Source organism: Acetivibrio sp. MSJd-27, from assembly GCF_018918095.1.
Classification (GTDB): Bacteria; Bacillota; Clostridia; order UMGS1840; family HGM11507; genus HGM11507.
Map to the genome: position 1 here is coordinate 1 of NZ_JAHLPV010000012.1, position 23,978 is coordinate 23,978.

15 protein-coding genes are annotated in these 23,978 nt (G+C 43.4%); 10 read left to right on the plus strand and 5 right to left on the minus strand.

Annotated features, from left to right (window positions below; translation table 11 throughout):
- Positions 1 to 145: 145 nt before the first annotated feature.
- The 3 genes from KQI32_RS05965 to KQI32_RS05975 all read left to right on the plus strand — a co-directional run bounded on the left by KQI32_RS05965 (position 146) and on the right by KQI32_RS05975 (position 3,131).
- Complete coding sequence (locus KQI32_RS05965) at positions 146 to 1,597, plus strand: copper amine oxidase N-terminal domain-containing protein (RefSeq protein WP_216424312.1); 1,452 nt, start codon at positions 146 to 148, stop codon at positions 1,595 to 1,597.
- A gap of 27 nt (positions 1,598 to 1,624) precedes the next feature.
- Complete coding sequence (locus tag KQI32_RS05970) at positions 1,625 to 2,371, plus strand: class I SAM-dependent methyltransferase (protein WP_216424313.1); 747 nt, start codon at positions 1,625 to 1,627, stop codon at positions 2,369 to 2,371.
- A 67-nt stretch (positions 2,372 to 2,438) separates the two neighbouring features.
- Positions 2,439 to 3,131 (plus strand): 5'-methylthioadenosine/adenosylhomocysteine nucleosidase, encoded by a 693-nt coding sequence (locus tag KQI32_RS05975; protein ID WP_177691593.1) that lies wholly within the window; start codon positions 2,439 to 2,441, stop codon positions 3,129 to 3,131.
- A gap of 48 nt (positions 3,132 to 3,179) precedes the next feature.
- Here KQI32_RS05975 and KQI32_RS05980 read toward each other — a convergent pair whose 3' ends face one another.
- The 5 genes from KQI32_RS05980 to KQI32_RS06000 are packed head-to-tail and all read right to left on the minus strand — an operon-like array spanning position 3,180 to position 15,683.
- Positions 3,180 to 6,269, minus strand: coding sequence for a copper amine oxidase N-terminal domain-containing protein (locus KQI32_RS05980; protein WP_216424314.1), 3,090 nt, complete (start codon positions 6,267 to 6,269; stop codon positions 3,180 to 3,182).
- Positions 6,266 to 8,251, minus strand: a complete 1,986-nt coding sequence (locus KQI32_RS05985) for a DUF4221 domain-containing protein (protein ID WP_216424315.1) — start codon at positions 8,249 to 8,251, stop codon at positions 6,266 to 6,268. The genes KQI32_RS05980 and KQI32_RS05985 overlap by 4 nt, the downstream gene beginning before the upstream one ends.
- A gap of 2 nt (positions 8,252 to 8,253) precedes the next feature.
- Positions 8,254 to 11,031: an S-layer homology domain-containing protein gene (locus KQI32_RS05990; RefSeq protein WP_216424316.1), complete on the minus strand. Its 2,778-nt coding sequence runs from the start codon at positions 11,029 to 11,031 to the stop codon at positions 8,254 to 8,256.
- Between the two features lie 4 nt (positions 11,032 to 11,035).
- Positions 11,036 to 14,104: an S-layer homology domain-containing protein gene (locus KQI32_RS05995; RefSeq protein WP_177691589.1), complete on the minus strand. Its 3,069-nt coding sequence runs from the start codon at positions 14,102 to 14,104 to the stop codon at positions 11,036 to 11,038.
- 1 nt (position 14,105) lies between these two features.
- Complete coding sequence (locus tag KQI32_RS06000; protein WP_177691588.1) at positions 14,106 to 15,683, minus strand: extracellular solute-binding protein; 1,578 nt, start codon at positions 15,681 to 15,683, stop codon at positions 14,106 to 14,108.
- A gap of 384 nt (positions 15,684 to 16,067) precedes the next feature.
- On the opposite strand from KQI32_RS06000, the gene ligA reads away from it, so the two are divergent.
- The 7 genes from ligA to KQI32_RS06035 all read left to right on the plus strand — a co-directional run bounded on the left by ligA (position 16,068) and on the right by KQI32_RS06035 (position 23,974).
- Complete coding sequence (gene ligA, locus KQI32_RS06005; protein WP_216424317.1) at positions 16,068 to 18,050, plus strand: NAD-dependent DNA ligase LigA; 1,983 nt, start codon at positions 16,068 to 16,070, stop codon at positions 18,048 to 18,050.
- Between the two features lie 15 nt (positions 18,051 to 18,065).
- Positions 18,066 to 18,350, plus strand: coding sequence for an Asp-tRNA(Asn)/Glu-tRNA(Gln) amidotransferase subunit GatC (gene gatC, locus KQI32_RS06010; protein ID WP_177691586.1), 285 nt, complete (start codon positions 18,066 to 18,068; stop codon positions 18,348 to 18,350).
- Between the two features lie 12 nt (positions 18,351 to 18,362).
- Positions 18,363 to 19,808 carry an Asp-tRNA(Asn)/Glu-tRNA(Gln) amidotransferase subunit GatA gene (gene gatA / locus KQI32_RS06015; protein WP_216424318.1) on the plus strand — a complete coding sequence of 482 codons (1,446 nt, stop codon included), beginning with the start codon at positions 18,363 to 18,365 and terminating at the stop codon, positions 19,806 to 19,808.
- Positions 19,808 to 21,238, plus strand: a complete 1,431-nt coding sequence (gene gatB, locus KQI32_RS06020) for an Asp-tRNA(Asn)/Glu-tRNA(Gln) amidotransferase subunit GatB (RefSeq protein ID WP_216424319.1) — start codon at positions 19,808 to 19,810, stop codon at positions 21,236 to 21,238. The genes gatA and gatB overlap by 1 nt, the downstream gene beginning before the upstream one ends.
- A 127-nt stretch (positions 21,239 to 21,365) precedes the next feature.
- Positions 21,366 to 22,331: a tyrosine recombinase XerC gene (locus KQI32_RS06025; protein ID WP_216424320.1), complete on the plus strand. Its 966-nt coding sequence runs from the start codon at positions 21,366 to 21,368 to the stop codon at positions 22,329 to 22,331.
- A 216-nt stretch (positions 22,332 to 22,547) separates the two neighbouring features.
- Positions 22,548 to 23,465 (plus strand): stage III sporulation protein AA, encoded by a 918-nt coding sequence (gene spoIIIAA, locus KQI32_RS06030; protein ID WP_216424321.1) that lies wholly within the window; start codon positions 22,548 to 22,550, stop codon positions 23,463 to 23,465.
- The gene (locus KQI32_RS06035) at positions 23,462 to 23,974 is read left to right on the plus strand and encodes a stage III sporulation protein AB (protein WP_177691578.1); all 513 of its coding nucleotides are present in this window, start codon (positions 23,462 to 23,464) and stop codon (positions 23,972 to 23,974) included. The genes spoIIIAA and KQI32_RS06035 overlap by 4 nt, the downstream gene beginning before the upstream one ends.
- Positions 23,975 to 23,978: the final 4 nt, after the last annotated feature.

Here is a 23,978-nt window from a genome sequence, read left to right on the forward strand (position 1 = left end):
ATCTGGTATACTTTAGCCATGAAAACTCGTCTCCTTTCGGGAGGTACTTGGATTTGTGGTGAAACCATTGTACCAGAAAGGCTGGCGGGTTTTCAACTTTCATTTAACTTTACAGAACGATAATTTCTGACAGGAGTGAAAAGTAATGAAAAAACAATTGTCTTTATTTCTGGTATTGATTATGCTGACAACAATATGTTCTTATGCCGTCGATGATGAAGTGAAAGTTTTTATAAATGACAAACGACTTGCTTTTGATCAGCCGCCTATTATTGTAGACGGCAGAACTCTTGTTTCAATACGTGCAGTATGTGAAGCTTTGGGTGCAGATGTTTATTGGTATGAAGAAGAGCAGGACATTTGCATTGTGAAGAATCAAACGAAATTATTTCTTCAAATTGACAGCAATGTTATGACGATTGTGTCGTGTGCAAATTTTGAAGAATTTATAAATATATTACAAGGTGTCTCTTTATCTGATTTGAATAAAATCAAAGAGGTGTTTCTCGATGTGTCTCCTATGATATATAATGACAGAACATTGCTTCCTATCAGGGGAGTATGTGAAGCATTCGGTGCTATAGTCGATTATAATGAGGCTTCAAAAAGCATCCTAATCAGCTGCAGTCAGGAATGGATAGAAGATAAAAACAGAGATATCGATTTTTATGAAAAGCTGATAGATTTTATAAAAGATGCTAAAATAAATAATACGACGGTATATAATCATCGCGGAGAAGTTGAAATTTTTGTAAAGGATAAAGAGTTTTTATCCAATATCAATTACTATTACTATCTCTTTTTGGATAACAACAATATTAATTTGATAAACGCAAAATACAAGGAAAAATCTGTATTGCTGGACATTGAATATACAGATAACATAGCGATGGAAACAATTATTTCAGATTATCTCAATAATAATACCAATGTGACAGTTAGAAATGCGAAGAAAGATATTGTCTACGGTATGGATGATATCGAAGAGATGGGTTTCTATTCCTATGAAATGGAATTCTCTGTGTTTTTGAAAGATAAAAATGCACAAATCGATGAGGATTTATTTTTATATATTGACGATGAATATATCGGTAAATGTAGCGTAGCCAAAAATGATTCAGGCATATTTTTAAACGCTTTATGGGAAAATGATATAGAAAAAATGAGTGTTCTCGAGTACCTTGTTTTTGTTTCTCCTTATGCAAAACGGGTGAATTCCAAAAATACTGTTCGAAAAATAGAAAAAATTGAATTCACAGAAACAGAGTGTAAACAATACGAAAAAAATATTATTTTTGCCGCTTTCGGTCAAGAAGAATTTGAATTATGCCGCAGTTTAGCACAAGAGATGAATCGGAATTTTGGTGTAACGCATGGGCTGGCAAAACAAGATTTTGAACAGGGATATGCAGATGTACTCATCAGCGGTAACACAGATGCTTATTATTTAAATCATTCAGATTATTATACCATCGGTGTAAAAAACGATACCAGAAAGTTTTATATCACTGTCAGAGCTTGTGATAATGAAATCTATGAGGAGATAAAAATAGCGCTTAAAAGTATGACAAATTATGAAATTTTTCCAAATAGATAAAGAGACTTTTATGTGAGGTGGAAAAAGATGATTGACCAAAACATATACGATAACCCGGTCTTTTTTGATGGCTATAAGGAACTCAGAGCCAGAGAAGATAATTATAATATTCTGGTGGAACAGCCCGCAATGACCCGGTTGCTTCCAAATTTAAAAAACAAAACAGTTCTTGATTTAGGGTGCGGATATGGAAATAGCTGTATTGACTTTATTGAGAAAGGTGCAAAAAGAGTTCTTGGAATTGATATTTCTGAAAGAATGCTTACAGTAGCCAAATCGGAATCCAGTCATAAAGATATAGAGTATTTATGTATGAATATGGCAGAACTCCATTTATTGAATGAAAAATTTGATCTGATATACAGTTCGCTTGCTTTTCATTATATTGAAAATTTTGGTTCGTTGATTTGTGATGTGTTCCATCATTTAAATGACGGAGGACAGCTTTTGTTTTCGCAGGAACATCCAATTGTCACTGCAACACTTGATGGAAAGGGACATTTTAATAAAGATGCGAACGGCAACTTGATATCCTATAGTTTTTCAAATTACAGTGAAAGCGGACTCAGAAATACAACTTGGTTTGTAGAAAATGTTATAAAATACCATAGAACAATCGGTGAGTTGCTGACCACAATCGCAGAGACAGGATTTCGAATAGAGGAAGTTGTTGAACCGGTGCCGGAAGAGTGGGCGTTGCAAAAAAGGCCGGTTTTGGCAAAAGAGTTTATAAAACCCAATTTTTTGATTATTAAGGCAAGAAAACAACTGTAATTTTATTGAGACGGCATACGTTGATTTATAATATAGACTTGGATTATAGTTTGGAGAGAATAAATGAATGAGTTGGAAATTTGGTATCCTATGCGCCGGCGATTCTGAATTAGAGCCATTCCTGGGTCATATTCAGAATTGTGTTGTCACGGAAAAAGCAATGCTGAAATTTTATGAGGGAAAAATAAATGGTGTCTCCATCACAGCATTGTATAGCGGTGTGGGCAAAGTAAATGCCGCGGTTGCCGCCCAGATTTTAATCGATACTTATCATGTTGACGCAGTGATTAATGCAGGAACAGCAGGAGGGATCCATGGTAAAATTAAGATTTTTGACAGTGTTATTTCTACACAGGTAGCTTACCATGATATGGATGACGATATATTGACGGAGTTTCATCCATGGCTTGCTTCCGTCTACTTTGACGCGGATGAAAAACTATTAAATAAGGCCAAAGATGTTTTTAAGGACAGGAACTCTGTTTTTTTTGGAAAGATGGTTACCGGAGATAAATTCATTGAAGATAAAATGAGGACAATCATTGATGAGAAATATTCTCCTTTGTCTGTCGATATGGAGACAGCAAGTATTGCCCATGTATGCTGCGTGAATAAGATACCTTTTATAGCAATACGGACGATTACAGATACTGCATCACATGACGGAGCAGACAGTTTTGAACGAAATTGTGAACAGGCTTCTGTCATTTCCAAAAATATTACTTTAGAGTTTTTAAAAGAATTCAATGATCGCTCATAAGCAGAGAAGCTTTGCACTTTTGAATGTGCAAAGCTTCTCTTTCTCCTATTAATATTCCACTAAAGTGATATCATCATAATAACAATCACTTACCCAGTATTCTGAGGTATAGAGATGAATTTTGATGTATGCGGCAGCCCGGTAAGTCATCGGGATAATCGACTCCAAAAGATTCCATTGCTGGGTACCTGGCTCCTCATTAAACAAGGTTCTGCCAAGCAGTGTTTTTTTGCTGTCGTAATAATAAATTCCAACACTGGTTCGTCCGCTTTCTAGATAAAGCGGTGTAAAAAGAGTATGATTTTTTGTTTTATCGATGGGAATATAGTCGCTGGCATATCCTACCGTCGCAGTCGTACTCTTATCGACAATCTTCAGGCTTTGTTTTCCTGTGAACGCACGGTCGGTGGAAACCTGTGCGGACGTATTCTCGGTAAAGGGGGCAATAGAGGTAAAGCCCGGAACCGGATCCGATTCGGAGAATGGTTCTTCAAAACTGCTGTTGGGTATAGAAAGAACGGTACTGTTTAGCTTATTTACCTCATTTTTTAATCTCTCCTGAACAGCCAGTCTGCTGTTTTGTTCGGAACGATCATTGTAAATGTAGAAATCAAAATAAGTTTTTATTTTTTCTGCATCTGCATCCTGAACAGATGAGAGATCGTCGCCAATGACAATCACACCGTTGTCATTCCAGTAAACCTGTTTAGAGAACGCATCAGAGACTGCCCGAAGGGGAAGAAGTGTCCGATCATCCTTTGTCTGCGCGGGGACGTCAATCGCTTTTGGCTCACCGTTTATCAGAATCTGCGATTCATTCAGAGTAACTGAAATCGTCAAGCTGTCTTTTTTCAGAGTGGCTGTCTGAGTGGCGTCATTCCAATCTACTTCCGCACCTAGAGACTCTGCAATAAATCGGACGGGGACCAGGGTACGGCCATTTTCCACAACCGGAGTTACTTTACTGTTTTGGCTGTCTATCTGTTTGATTGTGCCGTTGGAGAAGGCCAGGGAATTTCCGATAACCAAAGAGAGCTTATCAGAAAACAAATTTCTGATTTTTGCGCTGTCGCTTTTTTGATAGTCTGTCTTGCGGATAGGAAGCATCCATAGCTGCCCGCTTTTCGAGAAATAGATATTTCCATCAGACGCAATGGTCCACAGATAGGTTTCGTAACCCAGCTTATCTGTTAAATCATAGTATTCCATTGTTTCTGTGTTGACAACTTTAATCCCTTTAATGCCGGCATAGAGAAGGCCATCTTCATCAAAACGGATATAAAGCGGACGCCAGGTATGGCTGGTGGTAGAGTAAGTGTAGTCGTCAAATTTTAAAACATTGTTGACAGCTTCCGTTTCCGGATCGACCGAAAACAATGTATTTCCTGTAATAGCCCACAGTTTTCCATTTTTATCGAAAGCGACGGAACCAATCCAGCTGGGCTTATTAACGCCGGATATTTTAGGAGTAAATTCTTTTGTAAGCTGTTTTGCCGCGAGATCGTAGACAAATATTTTTGCCTGTTCCGCTACCGGTGTTGCACCCAAACCGCCCCAAATGGTAGTGGAACCGTATATTTTGCCATCCCGGTATGCAATGCTCATGATTCCCTGCTTATCTATCAGATTGTTGACGGCTTCCATCTCTCCGGTCGCAACATCGTAAATTCCAAGAGCGCCGCCCAAAATGCCGTAAACGGGAATCGTGCCCGCGAAAATTTTTCCCTCGCCGGAGGTCATGGCAAACGGGCGATCTTGGTTTTCTCCGATGATGCCAAGACGAGAAGGATTTGTACCGCTCAATGGAAGTGTGTGGTCATAGCGGTAAAGCTGAGCGCGGGTATAGATGCCGAAATACTGCTTTCCCTCGTATCCAAGCATTCCTTCCGGCTGGCCCAGCCCCATTGTCCTGTATTCTTTGGTGTCAAGATCGTATCGGGTGGCGGTATCACCGGCATATGCCCCGATATACAGAGCGTTGTCACCGTTTTGATAGTCACCGTTTTCCAGAGATTGAATGGAGAAGTAACCGCCTTTTAAATCAATGTCCGTCTGCCTTAAAATCTTTTTACTCTGAACATTATAAAAGACAGGGCAGCCGGTCGAAGTATCAACTGTCACGAGTGATTCACCAGGAAAATCAGGGTTGTTTTCCAGCGTCACCCATCCGATTGCATGGGTTGTTGTGGAAACACCAAGGTCAAAATCCAGATCCTCTACTTTTCCCGTTGCCACATCGATTGCCATCAATTTATTTCTGGAAGTGAAATAGCTTTTTCCGTTTCTGACCGGGGAGGTGTAGAGTCCGGTAAAAGTCTGCTTAAATCCGGTATCCAAAAATTTCTCATTTTTTGTATCGAATACAAGTAGGGGAGAGAGGGAATGAGATTTTGTGTACAGGGCAATTTTATCTCCGATCACAGTGCTGGTGTAAACCCATTCAATATCCTTCACCTCATAGTAGCCGGGATTTTCCGGAATGTCATATTTCACTTTTTTGGAAGGATTTTTGGTATCAACGCGGTAGAATCCCACCAGATTATCTCCCTGCACGCCGCAGTAGAGATAACCATCATAGTAGGAAATGGAGCGTACATAGGTTGCGCCCGGCACAAGCTGCCCCCAGTCTTCAAAGCTGTCTGTATTTTTGTCATACTTGATAATCTTTGCATTGGGGAACGTACCAATATAGATGTTGTCATTTTCATCTATCGTTGTGACAAAGGTGGCCTTTTCTCCTTCTACCATAACGCCGTATTTTTTAAACTCCTTGGTGTAGGGATTATAGCGGAAAAACAGACCGTCCGACGCCATATAGACAATTCCCTCGGAATCAACGATATGATTCCATAAGTTTTTGGCTCCCGGAGTCTCGTAAGTTGCCTCCAACTTCTGATCATCCAGATTATATACATTGAAGATACCGGGGGAGCCAGAAGCGGAGGTGTACATATAGTCTTTTCCATTTACCACGCCGAACGCGGCGGAAATAACCTGATGGGATGGAATCGGTGAATTTAAATATACCGCCGGTAGATATTTGCTCTCATCAATCGTGGCCGCTGAGGATGGGAGACAAAGGATACCCGACAGCAGGCAAACGGAAATGAAAAGGGAAATAAAGCGTTTCTTCATCATTCTTCCTCCTTGCAGATAGAAATTTTGTATAGTTTTGCATCAATACTGTAATATAAATTTTGATCCGAACCAATGGTAAACAACGGAACATTATTGCCGGTATAAGCCTGCAGATCAACAAATTCCAAAGTTTCCGGATTGATTATTTTAATGCCTTTAATATTCGTGTACAGATATCCGTTCTGATCAAAACGAATATAAGTGGGTCTCCACACATGCTGATGAACATTATAAGGATATTCCCCGAAGGATAACTGTTCCATTTGTTCCAGTGTTTCAGGATGCAGACGGAAAAGAGTATAACCGCTCACCGCCCAAAGTCTTCCTTCTGTATCAAATTTTATCTGACCGATATGAAGAGCTTTTTTATCATTAGGAAGATGGAGCGTTGCCTGTGCAAGGAACTGTTCCGTCTCCGGATCATAGCAGAAGATTTTTGCTTCCTTCTCAACGGGCACAGACCCAAGGCCTCCGTGAACCGAAGTGGAACCGTAGAGACGACCGTTATGGTAAGCTAGGCTAATGATGCTCTGATTTTTTATCAAGCCGGGAAAACTTTTTTTCTGTCCCGATTCAACATCATAGATACAAAGGCAGCCATTATGCAGGCCGTAATAGGGAATTGTACCGATAAAAATTTTTCCGTCCGCGGCCTCCAGTGCAAAGGGGCGGTCCTGCATTGCCTCCACTCTTCCGAGATTTTTTGGATTGTCGGAGGTTTGCAGATGATGGCAATCATATTCATACAGCCACGCATGAGGATAAACACCAAAATATTGTTTTCCGTGATAGAAGATGGAACCTTCAATCTGCCCGATGGAGATATCCTCAAACACCCTTTTCTTTAAATCATACCGAACAGCGATGTTTCCGGCGTAGGAGGAGAGATAGATATCATCCTCTCCTCCATTTTCCATGCATTGGATCAAAAACTTTGAGCGGTCCATGCGCGGCAAAATGATGGAATGGTATTCTTTTCGATTCGGATATAAAGCGGTTGGTGTGCAGTTTCCGTGCCCTGTGATAATCAATGCTTTTTCATCCGGGTAAAGAATCTTTAAATTTAGCCAGCCGCTGGCGCAGAGCTCATCGTTTTCTTTCATTTCTATGCCGCAGTCGCTCCATTTCAGGCTTCGGGTGTCCAACTCCCATAATTTGCAGTCTGAAATAAAATAGGTTTTATGACAATAAGGCACGGAAGTGTAAAGCCCTTTCAGTTCACCTCGGAAGCCAACATCTGCGAACTGCTCTCTCTTTGTGTCATACACCAAAAGCAGGGAACGGTTTTTGATTTTCACATGCAGCATCAAAAGATCATCTGCCATGTTCATCGTGTAAATCCAATTTAACTCCTCCGGGCAAAAATATCCTTCGATGAAGGGGAGAGGAATGCATTTCTTTTCTTTGGGATTTTCAGCATGGATACGGTAGAGCTTTGCCACATCATTCCCAAAAGTGCCCGCATAGATATAGCCGTTGTGACAGGCAATGGAACGGACGTACTGGGCATCCGAATCCACAGTCCCCAAATCCTCAAACATTTCTGTTTTAGTGTCAAAACGAATGATTTTTGCGTGAGGATACGAACCAATATAAAGATAATCGTTTTCATCGATGTCCATCACAAAATTGCCGGTTTCTCCGGGAAAGTAAGTCCCGTACTTTTTAAATACCGCCGTATAAGGGTTGAAGCTGAAAAAATAGCAATCCGATATAAAATACACAATTCCTTTGGAGTCAATTTTGTGAATCCAGGTGTTTTTTCCTCCGGTCGTTTCAAAGGAGGAGATAAGCTTCCGCTCATCCAAATCATATACGCAGAAACGACCGGGCATTCCGGAAAAAGTGGTGTACATGTAATTTGTCCCGTTGATCTGCTGGAATACCGAATGGATGATTTGATTGGAATTCAACGGTTCAGCGATCCATTCGGGCGCGGAATAATTTAATTTTGTCAAACAGCTTGTTGTAGTGGTATGCATGCTCATTCTCCTTGATAGGGATTGTGTATCAGCTGCGGAAGTGGATAGGCTCCCTCTTCCTCAACTGTCCAAAGCTTTTGTTCTTCCGGCAAACTGGAGTCCAGATCCAGAAATGCATGTGTCAGTAATTCTGCAGTTGTTTCCGTCACATTGGCGACAGCATTTGTCTCCTCGGCTGTTTTGATGTAGTACACGTTTGACGCTGTAATATTGGCAGGATTCATTGCGGAAACCGCAAATTTTGTTCCGGTTGAGGAGGCATTATAACAGTTTGTTACCGTTACTTTCCCAGAGGGATTTGCGATAAAACCAGCACTGCTTTTTCCGGGAAAGGCACCCGTATTAAAGGTATTCTCGATAGCTCCGCTGTCCGCGCGGCATACAATTCCACCGATAAGATAGGTTCCGTCTGTACCGGATGTATTGTAGCATTCGGTGATTTTTCCGCCGGTAAGCCGGCCCGCGATCCCCCCGTACTGAGCGGGAGAGACCTGAGATGCCAAATTTGCGCTTCGGGATATAACAGAAGAAGCATAGGCGGTTCCGGTGATTCCTCCGATGAAATATTTTGAGTTGTATGCAGTTTGAATGCTGCCTCTGACCGTCAAATTGGATACCTCTGTATTTTTTGACAGCTGTCCGATTAAACCGCCGATTTGTCCTGCTAGCGAATTTGTCGGCGTGCCTGTAATAACGGTGGCGTTCACTTCCGCTGTTTCCGAAGCGGAACATCCGTCTAATCCGCCGGAGGCATAGCCGGTGATGCCGCCCAGGTACAAAATCATGCCCTGGTTACAGGTAGAAGAAAAATCACTCTGTATTTTCCCCGTATTGACGCAGCCGGTCAGCACAGCGGAGTTGTTTCCGCAGATACCGCCTGCAAAACAGTTGGCTGCCATATGATTGTCGTTGGTTGTCCACACCGTGCCGCGGTTTTCACAAGCGGTAAGCGGCGCTTTTGTCTGTCCGCAGATACCGCCGATCATCCCTGCGCTGCTCTGGATTTTCCCGGTGTTGATACAGTTTTCCATCGTTCCGGCTCCTTCAAAGGAACCGGCGATTCCTCCTGCATAAGCGCCGTTCTGAATGCTGTCTCCTGTCACGGTAATATCGGCTTCATTTTCACAGTTTATGATGTCTGAACTGATAGCGAGTCCTGCGATTCCCGCAGTGTGCGTACCGGTGCTCTCTATACTTCCCGCAATTTTTATTCCTTCCACCTTTGCACCGTTTATCCGGCCGAATAGAGAGGCATACTGTGTTCCATTTTTCAAATGGAGGGTGATTTCCGCCCGTTCAGAACCGCTTCCGTTCCGGTAGCTTCCCGAAAAGGGGACTCCGGTGGCTTCAGAGAGAGGCATATAATCCTCCGGAAGGGAAAAGTCCGCAATCTGAATGTAGTGATAATCCATATGTTTTTTGATGTTGTCAAAGTGCTGGGCGGTTGCGACCTGATACGGATCTTCCGCAGAACCGTTTCCGCCTGCGAAATAGGACATTGTTTTGTCAAAGATCGTTGTCTGACGTCCCAGAGCATTTTCCAGAATTACGGTGTATACATAGTCCTCAGCTTCCTCGCCTTGCTGAACATAGGCAGTGACGTCAAAAGGACTTTCCGCTTCCGTCAGTGACCATTTATTTCCTTCTGTTAAGATAGTTAGATGCTTTGCGGCACCGCCTTCCCAGTTTAAAAGAAATTTCATCTCATTGTAATCGTAACTTGCCTTCAGCTGTAAGTCTGCGGTATTCAAAAATCCATTTACATTCAAATCGAGGCTGCTCAGGGCAGAATAATCGGAATCGGTGTAGCCGGAAGAGGCATTTGCTTTTACTTTTACAGAGAAGGTCAGAGATTCCTCCGTTGTGTTTTCACAGATCTCTTTTAAAATTTCATTTAAATCGCTTGAAAGCTCTTGGGTAGAAATTGTTTTTTCGGTGTCTCCGCACCGGAAAACAAGATCATAACTGTCTGCGTTTTTGACTTTTGACCAATGGACAATATAATCGTCGCCCAGTTTTAGAATGTTTGGAGAGGAAAGCTGTTTATTTTGTGGTTTGGAGCTGCCGCCGGAAGAACCGCTGCTGCTTCCGCCTGTACTGACAGACACGCCGCCCATTCCGGCTGTATTTCCCATGTTAGAGGAAGTCGGTGTCGGTGTGGGAGTAACAGCGGGAGAGCTTGAGATATTATAGAGGGCAATTGCCTTTTGCGAAAGAGTAAAGGCCTCCGCTCTGGTGACGAACTGATTCGGAAGAAAACTGCCGTCTGCATAGCCGCAAATAATTTTCTTCTGAGATAAAACGGAAACAGCTTCTTCGGCCCAATCGGGAATATCCGATTGGTCGGTAAAGAAAAGGGGAGAGTCAGACGTCTGTGACGGTTTCAAAATGCGGTATAATATCACAGAGATTTCCGCTCTTGTCAACTGTCCTTCGGGATTTGCATTGCCGGATGCGTCACCGGATAAGTAGCCGGCATTTTTTGCGGCAGAAAATTCATTTTCATACCAGCTGCCCTTTTCAATGTCAGGATAATTTTCCGCTGTGGGCTGATCGAACCCAAACAGTCGATTTGTAATTTTTACAAATTCGCAGCGGAGAATGGATGCATCCGGATGGATGTCACCGTTTTCATCGCCATTCAGCACGTCTGCCTCAATCAGGGTTTGAATGGATTCCTGTGCCCAATGCCCCTCATAATCGGAAGCGGACACGGCAAAGGGAAGGGTACAGAGGAAAAAGATCCATGCGGTGACTGTTGCGGTTATTTTTTTGTTCATTTTGTTACCTCCTCTCATCATTAATCACAAAAAATTGATCTGCTTTGAAGTCGCTGTGCTTTAAAACAATCAGGCTAGCCCCGGTTGTATTGTTTGAATTGGACTGTACTGCCACAATATCATTGAAGGTGCCGGTACGAATCTCTAATTTTCCTTCTTTGTCAATCTGTATCAAGGGGAACTGCATGCCGGTGATACTGAAAATCTGTTCAATATAGCTTGTGGGATCACCAAGATCCACATCGGAGACCTTTGCGCTTCCCAGAAGAACGCTCAGATTACTTCCTTTTAAGGAATTGCAGTAACCGACCGCCATTCCATAGTTGTTGGTAAAGCCTGCATAATACAGCCTCTCGTCAAAAGGCATTCCGTACATTCCATATAAAACAGAGGAATAAAGCAGCATAGAACTGGTCGGATACATTGGTGCGGAATAGGACTCCGTGAGATTGTCAAGATGAAGCACCCGTTCCAGATGGGTGAGTTTTCCGTCCTGCGCAATGACACGGATCATATCGCCCTCTTTCAGAGGGGTGACCGCTTTTCCATAAGGCGTTGCATCTGCTTGGCATCCCTCGATCAAAAAACGATAGAAGCAGAGAATATCATCCAAATCTGCTGTTGCACTGTATTCGTCTGTTCCGTTCATCGTATAGTAAATTTTTGTGATGATTTTTTCCTTCTCCGTATCATATACCTGAGTTTTCTTTTTGAATATGTACATCGGGTAAGAAGCCGCATAGGGAACCTTTCCATAATAATAGGTATCCGTTCTGCCCCGCAGGATAACAAGACCTGCGATTCCGGTTTCCGGATCAATGTCATATCCCTGTATGTCATAGTTTATCATATTTGACAGGGAGTTGGAATACATGACCTGATAATTTTCGTCCTTCAAAGGCATTTCATACAGTTTGGCCATAGCTTCTTCCGGTGCGCGGTTCAGATTGGCGTTCTGTTTGTTGGTAGCATATTTCTGCCATACGTCAAAGCCGTATACATCTACGTCAGGAACATTTAGGATCACGGTATCAGAGGTGAGATAAAAGCGTCCTTCAATGGAGACGCCCTTGGTCGTTTTTGTATCGCCTGCGCGGGGACTGCGGTATCCGGCCTTCAGCGCCTTTTCATCTTCTGTTTCATTTTTGCTGTATTTAATATGAGTCTGGGAAGAATAAAAAGTGAGCTCACCGTTATCCGGTTCGTTCGGCGTATCGGTATCAATTCTAGTTACCATATTATCCGAATTGATATCGACGATCACTGGACGGGATAAGCTGGACACTGCTTTGGCTCCCTCCGGCCGTGTTTTCAAACGCGTCAAAGCTTCCTCCGCGTTTTTACAGCGGACGCCGTCAACTGTGACGGAATCTCTTGCTTCCAAAGTAAGAACTTCGCCGTCTTTGGTGAACAACTTTAAATTCAGGGTATCACCGAAGGAATCCTCCAGCTGGGCGCCAATGAGATAAGCATAATTTTTTGCAGTTGTTGCAGCGTTTTCCGTATAGGCAATTTTTCCGGTGCAGTCCAAATAAAAGGTTGCATTCTGTCCGAAGGAGATCTGTTCAATCAGGGTCTTTTTTATAGAAAGCAGACTGTTTGATACCTCATAACCTTTGTCGTCCACATAGATTTCTCTCTCAGCGGGAGACGCGGATGTGACGGTGCCGGATGCTGTGACCGACGAGACAGTCAGATAATAAAAATCTTTGCCGTCAATTTTTTCCGGCGACTGTGCAACCGAGACAATATCATTCTTGTTCAAATCCCGCAGCGTGGAATATCCTTCGCTCATGATAAAACGGAAGGAGGCATCCTTGTCGTTGAGATCCAGATTTTGAGAAGGATTCAGCCGGCAATTGATAAAAAGGTCGTCCTCGTCCGCCAGGTCCACAACAATATTGCGTGATGCGCCTTTTTGCCCATCATAGAGGTTGAAACTGATGATTTCAATAAATTCCGCTTTGTTATTTTCGTTTAATACCGCGCGGATAAGACCGTCTTCCGGAACCAGTTCGTTCCAGTTGTAATGGACCAGGTGAACGCCGTTGAGTACAACAAAAGGCGGCTGCTGGCCAAAAGAAACCTTCTGGTATTTTCCGCTGTCCTTTTCCGGCTCATACTCCAGATAACCAGATGTGACGCCGATAACCCAATCTGCGTTCAAAAGAATTTCCTGTGTGTTTTTGTGCAGGGAGTAATAAATAACTTCATTTCTTCCGGTTTCTTCATTGTATTTAATGAATGCCTTTACACGGCAGCCCAAATGATTTGAGATATCCGTTTTCCCAGTATAGGCAGTAATCCGGTCGGAAGTTTTGACATCCGTTAAAACCACTCGCTCCGGATCGGAGATACTGACTCCTTCCATGGAAACCAGACCATTGTCAATAATCGTTGCATCGTATTCCAGAATACCCAGACGTTCCGAGAGAATATTTTTTGTTTTTTCGATCTCGACCTGGATTCCACTATTACTGACAGAGTCAATGGATACCAAGTCAGCGAACAGGGCATTGTAGAAAAGCTTTGCCATAATACTGCCGGTGATTTTTTCACTGGAGAGATCCACGCCTTTGGTGATTCCGGCTTCCCTTGCAATGACATAATAGCCGCTGGGATAACCGCCGTAAGCATTGGCGTATACCGTATAACCCAGAACATTTACCAGCATGGCAACGGCTTCCGGCATTGTGATTTCCCGATCGGGATAAAAATTATTTTCGTTGTCGCCGTTCACAACATTGATGTCGCGGCAAGCCTTGATATACGGGTAATAGGCGTGTGTGGACGGAACGTCCGCAAAAGGGATGCCCTCATAATTTCCCGCTGTTGAGAAGTCCACATGGGGGAACATCATTAAGGCCAGTAATTTCGTAAATTCTCCTCTTGTTTTGGAAGCGGTCAAATCAAAAGAGCCGTCTATCACGCCGATTGATTTCAAAAAGCCGGCTTCCATTGAGAATGGTAAGGAAATCGCTTGATCATCCGCAGTCTCTTCCAATGCAATTCCCGGTGAGAAACAGCCGAATAAGAGGCTGACTGCCAGAAGAACGGCAAAACTCTTTTTCATGTTATTTTCCTCCTTGCTCCTTGTCGTATTCTTCCTGTGACTGATTGTATATGTTAACAATTTCGGATGCTCCCATTGTTTCTGCTTTGGTCAGCCATTCCCTCCAGGCGCTGTCACCGGTTTTGCTGCCGAGAATATAGTTGGAGAAAAATTCGCTGGCCGCTTTCCGCAGGTTAGGCATTTTGTCGTTGATAACTTCTTTTTGCTCGTTGGTGAAACGAAGAATCGGATCGGCAGGTTCGAAGATGTTATCCTTTTGTGCAAAATTCTGTGCCTCCTGTTCCCGTTCGCTAAAAATATAATAATTGCTGTTCCGATCAAACCGGCGGTACATTCCGTTTACATACATTCCGTATTTTTGTTCTAAATCGGTAATGTTGGGGTTTTTGTCCGGATATTCTATGTAGTTTGCTTTTCCATTTTCGTCCAAGCTGTAAGTTACGCCTTCCTCACCCATTGTCATTAGTTTTGCTCCTGCGGGAGAGAGCATAAAATCGGCTAGCTGTAATGATAGTTCCGTATTTTTATTGTTGGATACCGCGATTCCCCCGGTTACCTTGGGAAGTGTGATAAGGGTTCCTTTCGGTCCAATGGGATAGCCATAGCGCAGATCATAATCCGGCGTTGTTTTTCTTGCCTCCTCTGTGAAGCTGTCCAGCCTGCCAATCCAGTCGAAGGTGGTGAACGCTTTGTCTGCCTGTGTCATCTTTGAGGTCCAGGCGGATTGGGTCAGCGTCAGAAATTCTGGGTCAATCAATCCTTCCGTATAGAGCTTTCTCAAAAAATCCAGCATATCTTTCATTTTGGGATCGGTATCAGAATACTTCCAGGTTTTCTCTTCCTCATCATAATAGGGACTGTTGGCAACAATTCCCCAACTGGTTCCGAGATGGGTAAACAGCGTGCTCTGGTTTTTGGAGGTGAACGGAGTGGATGCGGGATACAGCTCCTTTAATTTTTTTAGGTTTTGATAAAATTCTTCCTGATTTGTCCAGGGAGTTATTCCGTGCTTGTCAAAAACGTCCTTCCGATATAACATACCGTGATTGACGTCCCGATTGATATCATAGGATGGGAGGACATACAGATGTCCGTCGTTGGCTTGGTACGAGGTGAAAATCCACTTGTTTTCGGGGTTATCTGCAAAAATAGATTTAAAATTCGGCATGATGTCCAGTTTGTTATCGACAGAAGCGAATGCTCCCTGCACAGCCAAATCATTGATCTGCTCGTTGTTTCCAAAACCAGCCCCCACGATATCGGGCAGTTTCTTTGAGGCGGCGAGCACCTTGATTTTTTCCTGTATCGTAGAGGTTGGGTATGCATCAATTTGTACATTGACACCTGTTATTTCCTTCAGCTTCTGGTGGACAAAGAGCTCATTCAGATTAGAAATGCTGGAAGACACTGCCCAAGTAATCGTTTCATTCTTACTGGTAAGCGGCAACTTAAGCCCTCCGGTATCGCCCACGTCGCTTGTACCTATAGAATGCTGCGTATTTGCATTCTGCTGTTTGTTGCAGGATGCCATTGAAATTATCGTTATGGCACACAGCAAACCACATATCATTCGTTTCATAGTTTCTTTCCTCCTCCTTATTTTTTTCGAAATTTTTTCGTGAAAATATAGTCTTACCTCTTATTCTAGTATATAATGGGCTCTTTCGTTTCACAATAAATGAAACGCTCATAAATTTGTACATTTGTTGCATAGAAAAAGAGCCGCAGCATTTTGCCGCGGCTCCAATCTATTGAAACGGTTTCAAATCTGCCTTTCCAATGAATGGCGTCATTTTGGAAACCGATAAAAAGGGGAGGGGTTCACTACATATTATGTGCTTCCATGTAAAAGGTTCCGGCATTGAAAAATATGAGGCAATCTTACAGAAATGGTTGCTATTTCTTTATTTTTTGGATATAATATACTTTGAGTTATTTTTTGAAAAAGAGAGTGGAGAGTCAAATGGATATGTTCGAGACCCGCATAAGGGAATTGGAAGAGACACTGAAATACCACAGCAAATTATACTATGATATGGACGCTCCCGAGATATCCGACATGGAATATGATAAGCTGTACAGGGAACTGGAAGAGCTGGAAGCGAAGTTCCCGGAGTATAAAAGTCCGGATTCTCCGACGGTGAAGCTGGCGGCGAAAGCGGATGAAAAATTTTCTCCGGTTGTGCATCAGGTGCCTATGGAGAGCTTGGCGGACGTATTTTCTAAGGAAGAACTTTTTGAGTTTGACAGCCGTGTACGGGCGTCCTTAGGAGCATATTATGAATATGTGGTGGAGTTGAAGATAGACGGTCTTTCCGTTTCCTTGGAATATGAAAATGGGATTTTTACCAGAGGCTCAACCAGGGGAGACGGACAGATAGGCGAGAATGTGACAGAAAACTTAAAAACCATTGGTTCCATTCCGCTAAGGCTGAAGGAACCAATTGAGCATTTGGAAGTGCGCGGCGAAGTTTATATGTCGGTAAAAAATTTTCTGAAACTGAATGAACAGCAGGAAATCTACGAGCAGAAGATTTTTGCCAATCCCAGAAATGCAGCGGCAGGCTCTCTTCGGCAGCTGGATTCGAAAATTACCAAAAGCCGCAATTTGGATATCTGGGTTTTTAATGTTCAGCAGATTCGCGGAAAAACATTGAACAGTCATTTTGAATCGCTGGAATATTTAAAACAGCTTGGATTTCATGTGATACCGGAATATCAGGTGATCGGGGATATCCAACAGGTTTATGAAAGGATACTGGAAATCGGCGAAATGCGGGGAGAGCTTCCCTTTGAGATAGACGGCGTTGTCATCAAGATCAATGATTTTTCCCAGAGAGAACAGTTGGGCAGCACAGCCAAAAATCCCCGCTGGGCGGCAGCGTATAAATTTCCAGCGGAGGAGAAGGAAACCAAACTGCTTGATATCGATGTGCAGGTTGGAAGAACCGGCGTGCTCACACCGACCGCTTTACTGGAGCCAGTGCGTCTGGCGGGAACAACCGTGCAGAAGGCAACCCTTCACAATATTGACAATATCACGCAGAAGGATATCCGGATCGGAGATACCGTTATTGTGCGCAAAGCTGGAGATATCATTCCGGAGGTCGTCTCGGTGGTTGAAAAATACCGGCAGGCAGATGCGCAGCCATATCAGCTTCCCAATCTTTGCCCTGCCTGCGGCTCTGAGACCGTGCGTGAAGAGGATGAGGCTTATGTGCGCTGTGTCAATGCGGCTTGTCCGGCGCAGCTGGTTCGGAATATCATTCACTTTGCATCGAGGGATGCTATGGATATTGAGGGACTTGGCCCCGCACTGATCAGTGCTATGATTGAAAACGATCAGCTTCATTCTTATGCAGATCTTTATTATCTGAATCCAATGGAATTGATTTCATTGGAACGAATGGGAGAGAAATCGGTTTCCAATTTAATGGAAGCCATTGAAAAATCCAAACAGAATGATTTGAGTCGGCTGATATTTGGTCTTGGTATCCGGCATATCGGGCAAAAAGCCGGAAAGATTCTTGCACGGCAATTCGGTTCTATGAAACGGCTGATGGAGGCAAAACAGGAGGAACTGACAGCGGTGATGGACATCGGTGACAAAATGGCTGAGAGTCTGGTTGAATTTTTTGAACGGCCGGCGACACAGAAACTCATCGAAAATCTGGAGCAGGCCGGTGTCAATATGGAAAGTAACTTTGCTTTGACAGATACTCGCTTTCAGGGCATGACCTTTGTTTTGACGGGAACACTGCCGACCTATACCCGTCAGGAAGCGCAGAAAATCATCGAAGATTTCGGGGGAAAGGCAGCCTCCTCCGTCTCCAAGAAGACTTCCTATGTTCTGGCGGGAGAAGAAGCGGGGAGCAAACTGAAAAAAGCACAGGAACTGGGCATTCCAATCATTGATGAAGCGGAATTTGACAATATGATAAAATAAACAGGAGGCTATCTTATGATAACAAAAGAGACAGTGCAGTATGTTGCCGATTTGGCAAGACTGTCCTTTGATGAAACAAGTATCGAAAAGTTTACAAAGGATATGGAGCAGATTATCGGTTTTGCCGATAAATTGGGAGAACTGGACACGGAAGGCGTCAATCCGACCGCCCATTCCGTTCCGGTTTACAATGTGTTTCGCGAGGATGAGGTGAAAGAATCTTTCCCGCGCAATGAAATTTTGAAGAATGCACCGGAAAAGGACAGCGAATATTTTGTTGTGCCGAAGGTTGTAGAATAGGAGGAAGGATTCATGTCTGATTTATTTCAATGCTCTGTCCGTGAGATTTCCGAAAAACTGAAAAAGAAAGAAATCTCCTCGGTGGAGCTGACACAAAAATCACTGGAACAAATTCATAAAACAGAACCGCAGGCAGAGGCTTTTCTGACCGTTTGTGAAGAGCAAGCGCTTGCACAGGCGAAGAAAGCGGACGAGGTATTGGCAGCCGGAACAGCACAGTCGATCCTGACAGGCATTCCGATGGCAGTCAAGGACAATATCTGTACCAAAGGAATCCGTACCACCTGTGCTTCCAGAATGCTGGAACATTTCATTCCGCCTTACGACGCCGCCGTGATGGAAAAGTTAAATGGGGCAAATGCGGTTATGGTCGGTAAGGTGAATCTGGACGAATTTGCGATGGGCTCCTCCACCGAAAATTCTTATTTTAAAAAGACAAAAAATCCCCATGATTTGACCCGTGTGCCGGGGGGCTCCTCCGGTGGTTCCGCGGCTAGTGTAGGCTTTCATGAAGTGTTTTATTCGCTTGGTTCCGATACCGGCGGTTCCATCCGCCAGCCTGCAGCGTACTGCGGCGTTGTGGGCTTAAAACCCACTTACGGCTTAGTGTCCAGATATGGTTTGGTCGCTTTTGCTTCTTCTTTGGATCAAATCGGGCCTCTTGCCAATAATGTGGAGGATTGCGCTTTTGTATTGGAAACGATCGCCGGCAAGGATCCGCGGGATGCCACCTCGGTGGACAGCAGAAAAGCGGATTTTTCATCCGGATTGGGAAAAGGCGTCAAAGGTTTGCGTATCGGTATTCCAAAAGAATATTTTGGCAGCAGTTTGAATCCGGAGATTAAGGAGAAGGTGCTGAATGCAGTCAAAGCATTGGAGAAAGAGGGGGCTGAGATTGTTGACATCAGCCTCAAAGAGCTTGACTATGCGCTTCCGGCTTACTACATAATTTCGTCAGCCGAAGCAAGCTCTAATCTGGCGCGTTATGATGGCGTAAAATATGGTTATCGTGCGCAGGAATTTGACAGCCTGATTGACATGTATCGCAAGAGCCGTACCGAGGGCTTCGGTGATGAAGTGAAGCGGAGGATTATGCTGGGAACCTATGTTTTGAGTTCGGGTTATTATGACGCCTACTACAAAAAAGCACAGCAGGTTCGCACCCTGATTCAGCAAAGCTTTGTCAGCCGTTTTGAGCAGGTGGATGCCATCATCACTCCAACAGTGCCGAATGAAGCATTCCGTATCGGCGAAAAAACGGACAACCCCACTCAGATGTATCTGGAGGATATCTATACGGTCAGCATCAACATTGCAGGTCTTCCTGCAATGAGCGTACCCTGCGGAAAAACCTCTTCCAATATGCCTGTCGGCATGCAGATCATTGGAAAGCATTTTGATGAGAAGACAATATTAAATGTGGGGTATACCTATGAGCAGATAAGGGGGACGTTCTGATGAATTACGAAACCGTCATCGGTCTGGAAGTCCATGCCGAGCTGAATACCAAAACAAAAATATACTGTTCCTGCGCCAATGAGTTTGGCGCGGAGCCAAATACCAAATGCTGTCCGATCTGCAGCGGGATGCCGGGGGTGCTTCCGTCACTGAATGAAAAGGTGGTGGAGTCCTGCGTCAAAGCAGGGCTGGCTATGAACTGTGAAATTACGGAATACTCCAAGCAGGACAGAAAAAACTATTTTTATCCGGATTTGCCGAAGGCCTATCAGATTTCTCAGTTTGATTTGCCGCTGTGCCATGATGGATATGTGGATATCTATGTCAACGGGGAGACGAAACGCATCGGAATTACCCGCATTCATATTGAGGAGGATGCCGGAAAGCTGATTCACGGATTGGACGGCAAGGAATCCTTTGCGGATTACAACCGCTGCGGCGTGCCGCTGATCGAAATCGTCACCGAGCCGGATTTCCGTTCGCCGGAGGAAGCTCATGTATTTTTGGAAACGCTGCGCAACATTCTTCTGTTTATCGGGGTTTCAGACTGTAAAATGCAGGAGGGCTCCCTGCGCTGTGATGTGAATGTCTCAGTCCGTCCGGAGGGACAAAAGAAACTGGGAACCCGCTCCGAAATGAAGAATGTGGGCACCTTCAAGGGAGCTGTCAAGGCGATGGAGTTTGAACGGGATCGCCAGATTGCAATTCTGGAGCAGGGAGGCACCATCCAGCAGGAAACCAGAAGATGGGACGACGCAAAAGGGGAGTCCGTGCTTCTGCGCTCCAAGGAGGATGCGCACGACTACCGTTACTTCCCGGAGCCGGATATTATGCCCATTCACATTCAGGCGGAAACCGTGGAAGAAATCCGGAAAACCATCCCTGAGCTTCCCAATGAAAAATTCAAACGCTATATGGATGAGTATGGATTGTCTGAATATGACGCTTCTCTGATTGCATTTCATATTTATTTTGCAGAATTTTTTGAAAAATGTATTCAGGAGGGGGGCAACCCAAAAGCCATCAGCAATTGGTGCCTCGGAGATATTTCTAAGATTCTGAAGCAAAAAGAACAGGAGGCAGACGCCATTCCCTTTGCGCCGAAAGCGCTTGTGGAATTGACAAAACTGGTGGAAGCGGATAAAATCAGCAACACTTCGGCCAAAAAGGTACTCGACAGAATGTTTGAGACAGACAAGTCCCCGGAAACTCTGGTGGAGGAGATGGGGTTGCTTCAAATCAGCGACAATTCCTTCCTGGAGGGAATTGTGGATGAGGTTATGGCGGAAAATCCGGATACACCGGCACAATATAAAAACGGAAAAACCAACGTGCTGGGCTTCCTTGTGGGGCAGGTCATGAAGAAATCAAAAGGAAAGGCTAACCCGCAGATGGTTAATCCGATGATTAAAGAGCGATTGGAAAAATAAAAACATTTCGTTTGTTGTTTTTGAGACAATCAGTAGAAGAATAAGAGAAGTTCATTGAACTTCTCTTATTTTAATGCTTGACAAATCAATTGTTCTGTTTTAAGGTGGAGTTACAGAGGTGATAAGCATGAAAGAATATTTAGAAAAATGCCCTAGAATTTTAAAAAATTTTTTGATACATAAGCAAACCATCGAGGGAAAATCTCCAAAAACAGCAAAGGAATACTATTTTGATTTATCAAATTTCCTGAAATATATGAAAAAACGAAAGCAGCGTTTGGAAACGGAAGTGGAAGAAATTGATATCATGGATATCGATGTGGAGTTTATCAAAGGGATTGATTTGAATGACCTCTATGATTATATGATGTATGTCAGCAACGCAAAGAATAACAAGGCACGGGCGATGGCGCGGAAGGTATCCAGCCTGAAATCCTTTTTTAAGTATCTGAATGTGAAGGCGAAACTGATCGATTTCAATCCCGCGAAGGAGCTGGATTCGCCGAAGATTGTGAAAAGTCTTCCCAGATATCTGGAACTCAGCGAGAGCAAGCAGCTTCTAAACAGCATAGAAGGTCGCAATAAGGAACGGGACTATGCCATTATCACTCTGTTTTTAAACTGCGGTATGCGGCTGAATGAGCTGGTTGGAATCAATCTGAGCCACATCAAAGGCAACCGGTTAACCGTTTTGGGAAAAGGAAATAAGGAGAGAACGGTCTATCTGAATGAAGCCTGCATCGAAGCGATTGAGGAATATCTTAAGGTGCGTCCGAAAACAGGACTTTTGGATGAGGATGCTTTGTTTATCAGCTCTCAGAAAAAAAGGGTGTCCGATAAGACGGTGCAGTATCTGGTGAAAAAACATATCCGCGAGGCAGGGCTGGACGCCACAAAATACTCCACCCATAAACTGCGGCATACCTCCGCAACCCTGATGTATAAATACGGTAAGGTTGATATCCGTGCACTGCAGGAAATTTTGGGACATGAGAATCTCAACACCACCGAGATCTATACGCATGTGGACAGCGATGAAATCCGCAAGGCGATTGAAAACAATCCGCTGGCAGAGTTTAAAAAAGAAAAGTAAGATTCATTGGATAGTTAACAGCTTGAAAAAAGCAACGTCATAGAGTTCATTTTGAAATCTATGGCGTTGCTTTTTATCGTTACAAAATCCTATTTTCTTGTATGAGGCAGAATCAGAATATCTTTTTTGAAACAGAGTCATCTTTCTGTTTTTGTTTTTTATATTTACAGTTCTATTTTGGGACAACACCTAATAGTATTTACAGAGGTGAAAATAATGAACAAAAGATTAGAAAGTCTTCTGGGCTTTTTGCCTGAGAGAATGAAAATAAGTGTTAGCAGAGTGAGCAATGATATTCTAAATACTCTGGAGGAAATTCGGATTCGGATTTGTCAGCCTGTCATTCTGTTAACCAATACGCAGGAGTTGTTTTTGAAGGATGCGTCAACCAATACCTTTTATGTACCGGGTACAGAGGAACTTAAGGAAATTCTGGAACGTATCACAAAAAGTTCTTTTTACGCTTACTTGGATGATATTAAAAATGGTTTTGTCACCGTTGAGGGAGGGCACCGGATTGGAATCTGCGGAAGAGGTGTTATGGACAACGGATCGATTGGAAACATCAAAGATATCTCTTTTCTGAATATCCGAATTGCAAATGAGAAAAAGGGGATAAGCGATAGGATTCTTCCGCAGATTTTGGAAAACGGAGCGGTAAAAAACACCCTGATCATATCACCGCCACAGGCCGGGAAAACGACATTGCTGCGGGATATTACCCGCAATATTTCCAATACGCTTCAAGGGGGAAAAGTATCCTTGATAGACGAGCGTGGGGAGATTGCTGCCATCTATAATGGAATACCTCAAAATGATATCGGTATACGAACCGATGTTCTTACGGGAATTCCGAAGAGTGATGGAATGATTCTTGCGATCCGTTCTTTGTCTCCAACCGTATTGATTACAGATGAGCTGGGAAGCTGCAAGGAGGTTGATGCTGTATTTACCGCTATCAACTCCGGTGTCAAAATTATCACAACCGTTCACGGTGAAGATGAAATGGAGATTCAGAAACGCGAAGACTTGAAATCCTTGTTTCAGAATCGGGTTTTTCAGAAGATTATCATACTAAATGCTTCCAAAAAGGATCGGATTTTCAAAATTATGAATGGCGGTGAGTTAAGGTGATAAAAGCTACAGGATTTTTTTTGGTTCTTCTCTCAGGCATTTTGCTCGCCTTAAAGGTGAACCAGGGATACAAAAAAAGAATCGCGGAATTGGAAGCGTTTTTAGAATCTGTCAAACTAATTAAGGCTGAGATGGCATATTTAAAGACACCACTCCGTGAAATCTTTACAAAAACGTCAAAAGGAGAGAATCCAATTGTAAATCGTTTTTTTAACTATTTGAAAGATGGGTTGGAGGCAGGCAACGGGTTAAAAGCTCTCTGGAATGACGGTCTTGAAAAATTTTCAAAGCTTTTCTGTTTAAATCAAAAGGATCTTCAAATATTATCCGACTTTTCTGTTTTGCTTGGACAGACGGATTTAGCCAATCAGATAGAGAATATAGACAATGTAGCAGACAAATTAAATTTGCAGCTTAAAATAGCACAAAAGGAGCAGGCAAAGAATGCAAAGCCGCAGGGGACACTTTATATTGCAGGTTCGATTGCTTTAGGGCTTCTTTTTCTCTGAGTAC

Excerpts from the sequence above, each read along its gene's own strand:
- KQI32_RS05965 (WP_216424312.1), top strand. The coding sequence starts at position 146 with ATGAAAAAACAATTGTCTTTATTTCTGGTATTGATTATGCTGACAACA.
- KQI32_RS05970 (WP_216424313.1), top strand. The coding sequence starts at position 1,625 with ATGATTGACCAAAACATATACGATAACCCGGTCTTTTTTGATGGCTAT.
- KQI32_RS05975 (WP_177691593.1), top strand. The coding sequence starts at position 2,439 with ATGAGTTGGAAATTTGGTATCCTATGCGCCGGCGATTCTGAATTAGAG.
- KQI32_RS05980 (WP_216424314.1), bottom strand. The coding sequence starts at position 6,269 with ATGATGAAGAAACGCTTTATTTCCCTTTTCATTTCCGTTTGCCTGCTG.
- KQI32_RS05985 (WP_216424315.1), bottom strand. The coding sequence starts at position 8,251 with ATGCATACCACTACAACAAGCTGTTTGACAAAATTAAATTATTCCGCG.
- KQI32_RS05990 (WP_216424316.1), bottom strand. The coding sequence starts at position 11,031 with ATGAACAAAAAAATAACCGCAACAGTCACCGCATGGATCTTTTTCCTC.
- KQI32_RS05995 (WP_177691589.1), bottom strand. The coding sequence starts at position 14,104 with ATGAAAAAGAGTTTTGCCGTTCTTCTGGCAGTCAGCCTCTTATTCGGC.
- KQI32_RS06000 (WP_177691588.1), bottom strand. The coding sequence starts at position 15,683 with ATGAAACGAATGATATGTGGTTTGCTGTGTGCCATAACGATAATTTCA.
- ligA (WP_216424317.1), top strand. The coding sequence starts at position 16,068 with ATGGATATGTTCGAGACCCGCATAAGGGAATTGGAAGAGACACTGAAA.
- gatC (WP_177691586.1), top strand. The coding sequence starts at position 18,066 with ATGATAACAAAAGAGACAGTGCAGTATGTTGCCGATTTGGCAAGACTG.
- gatA (WP_216424318.1), top strand. The coding sequence starts at position 18,363 with ATGTCTGATTTATTTCAATGCTCTGTCCGTGAGATTTCCGAAAAACTG.
- gatB (WP_216424319.1), top strand. The coding sequence starts at position 19,808 with ATGAATTACGAAACCGTCATCGGTCTGGAAGTCCATGCCGAGCTGAAT.
- KQI32_RS06025 (WP_216424320.1), top strand. The coding sequence starts at position 21,366 with ATGAAAGAATATTTAGAAAAATGCCCTAGAATTTTAAAAAATTTTTTG.
- spoIIIAA (WP_216424321.1), top strand. The coding sequence starts at position 22,548 with ATGAACAAAAGATTAGAAAGTCTTCTGGGCTTTTTGCCTGAGAGAATG.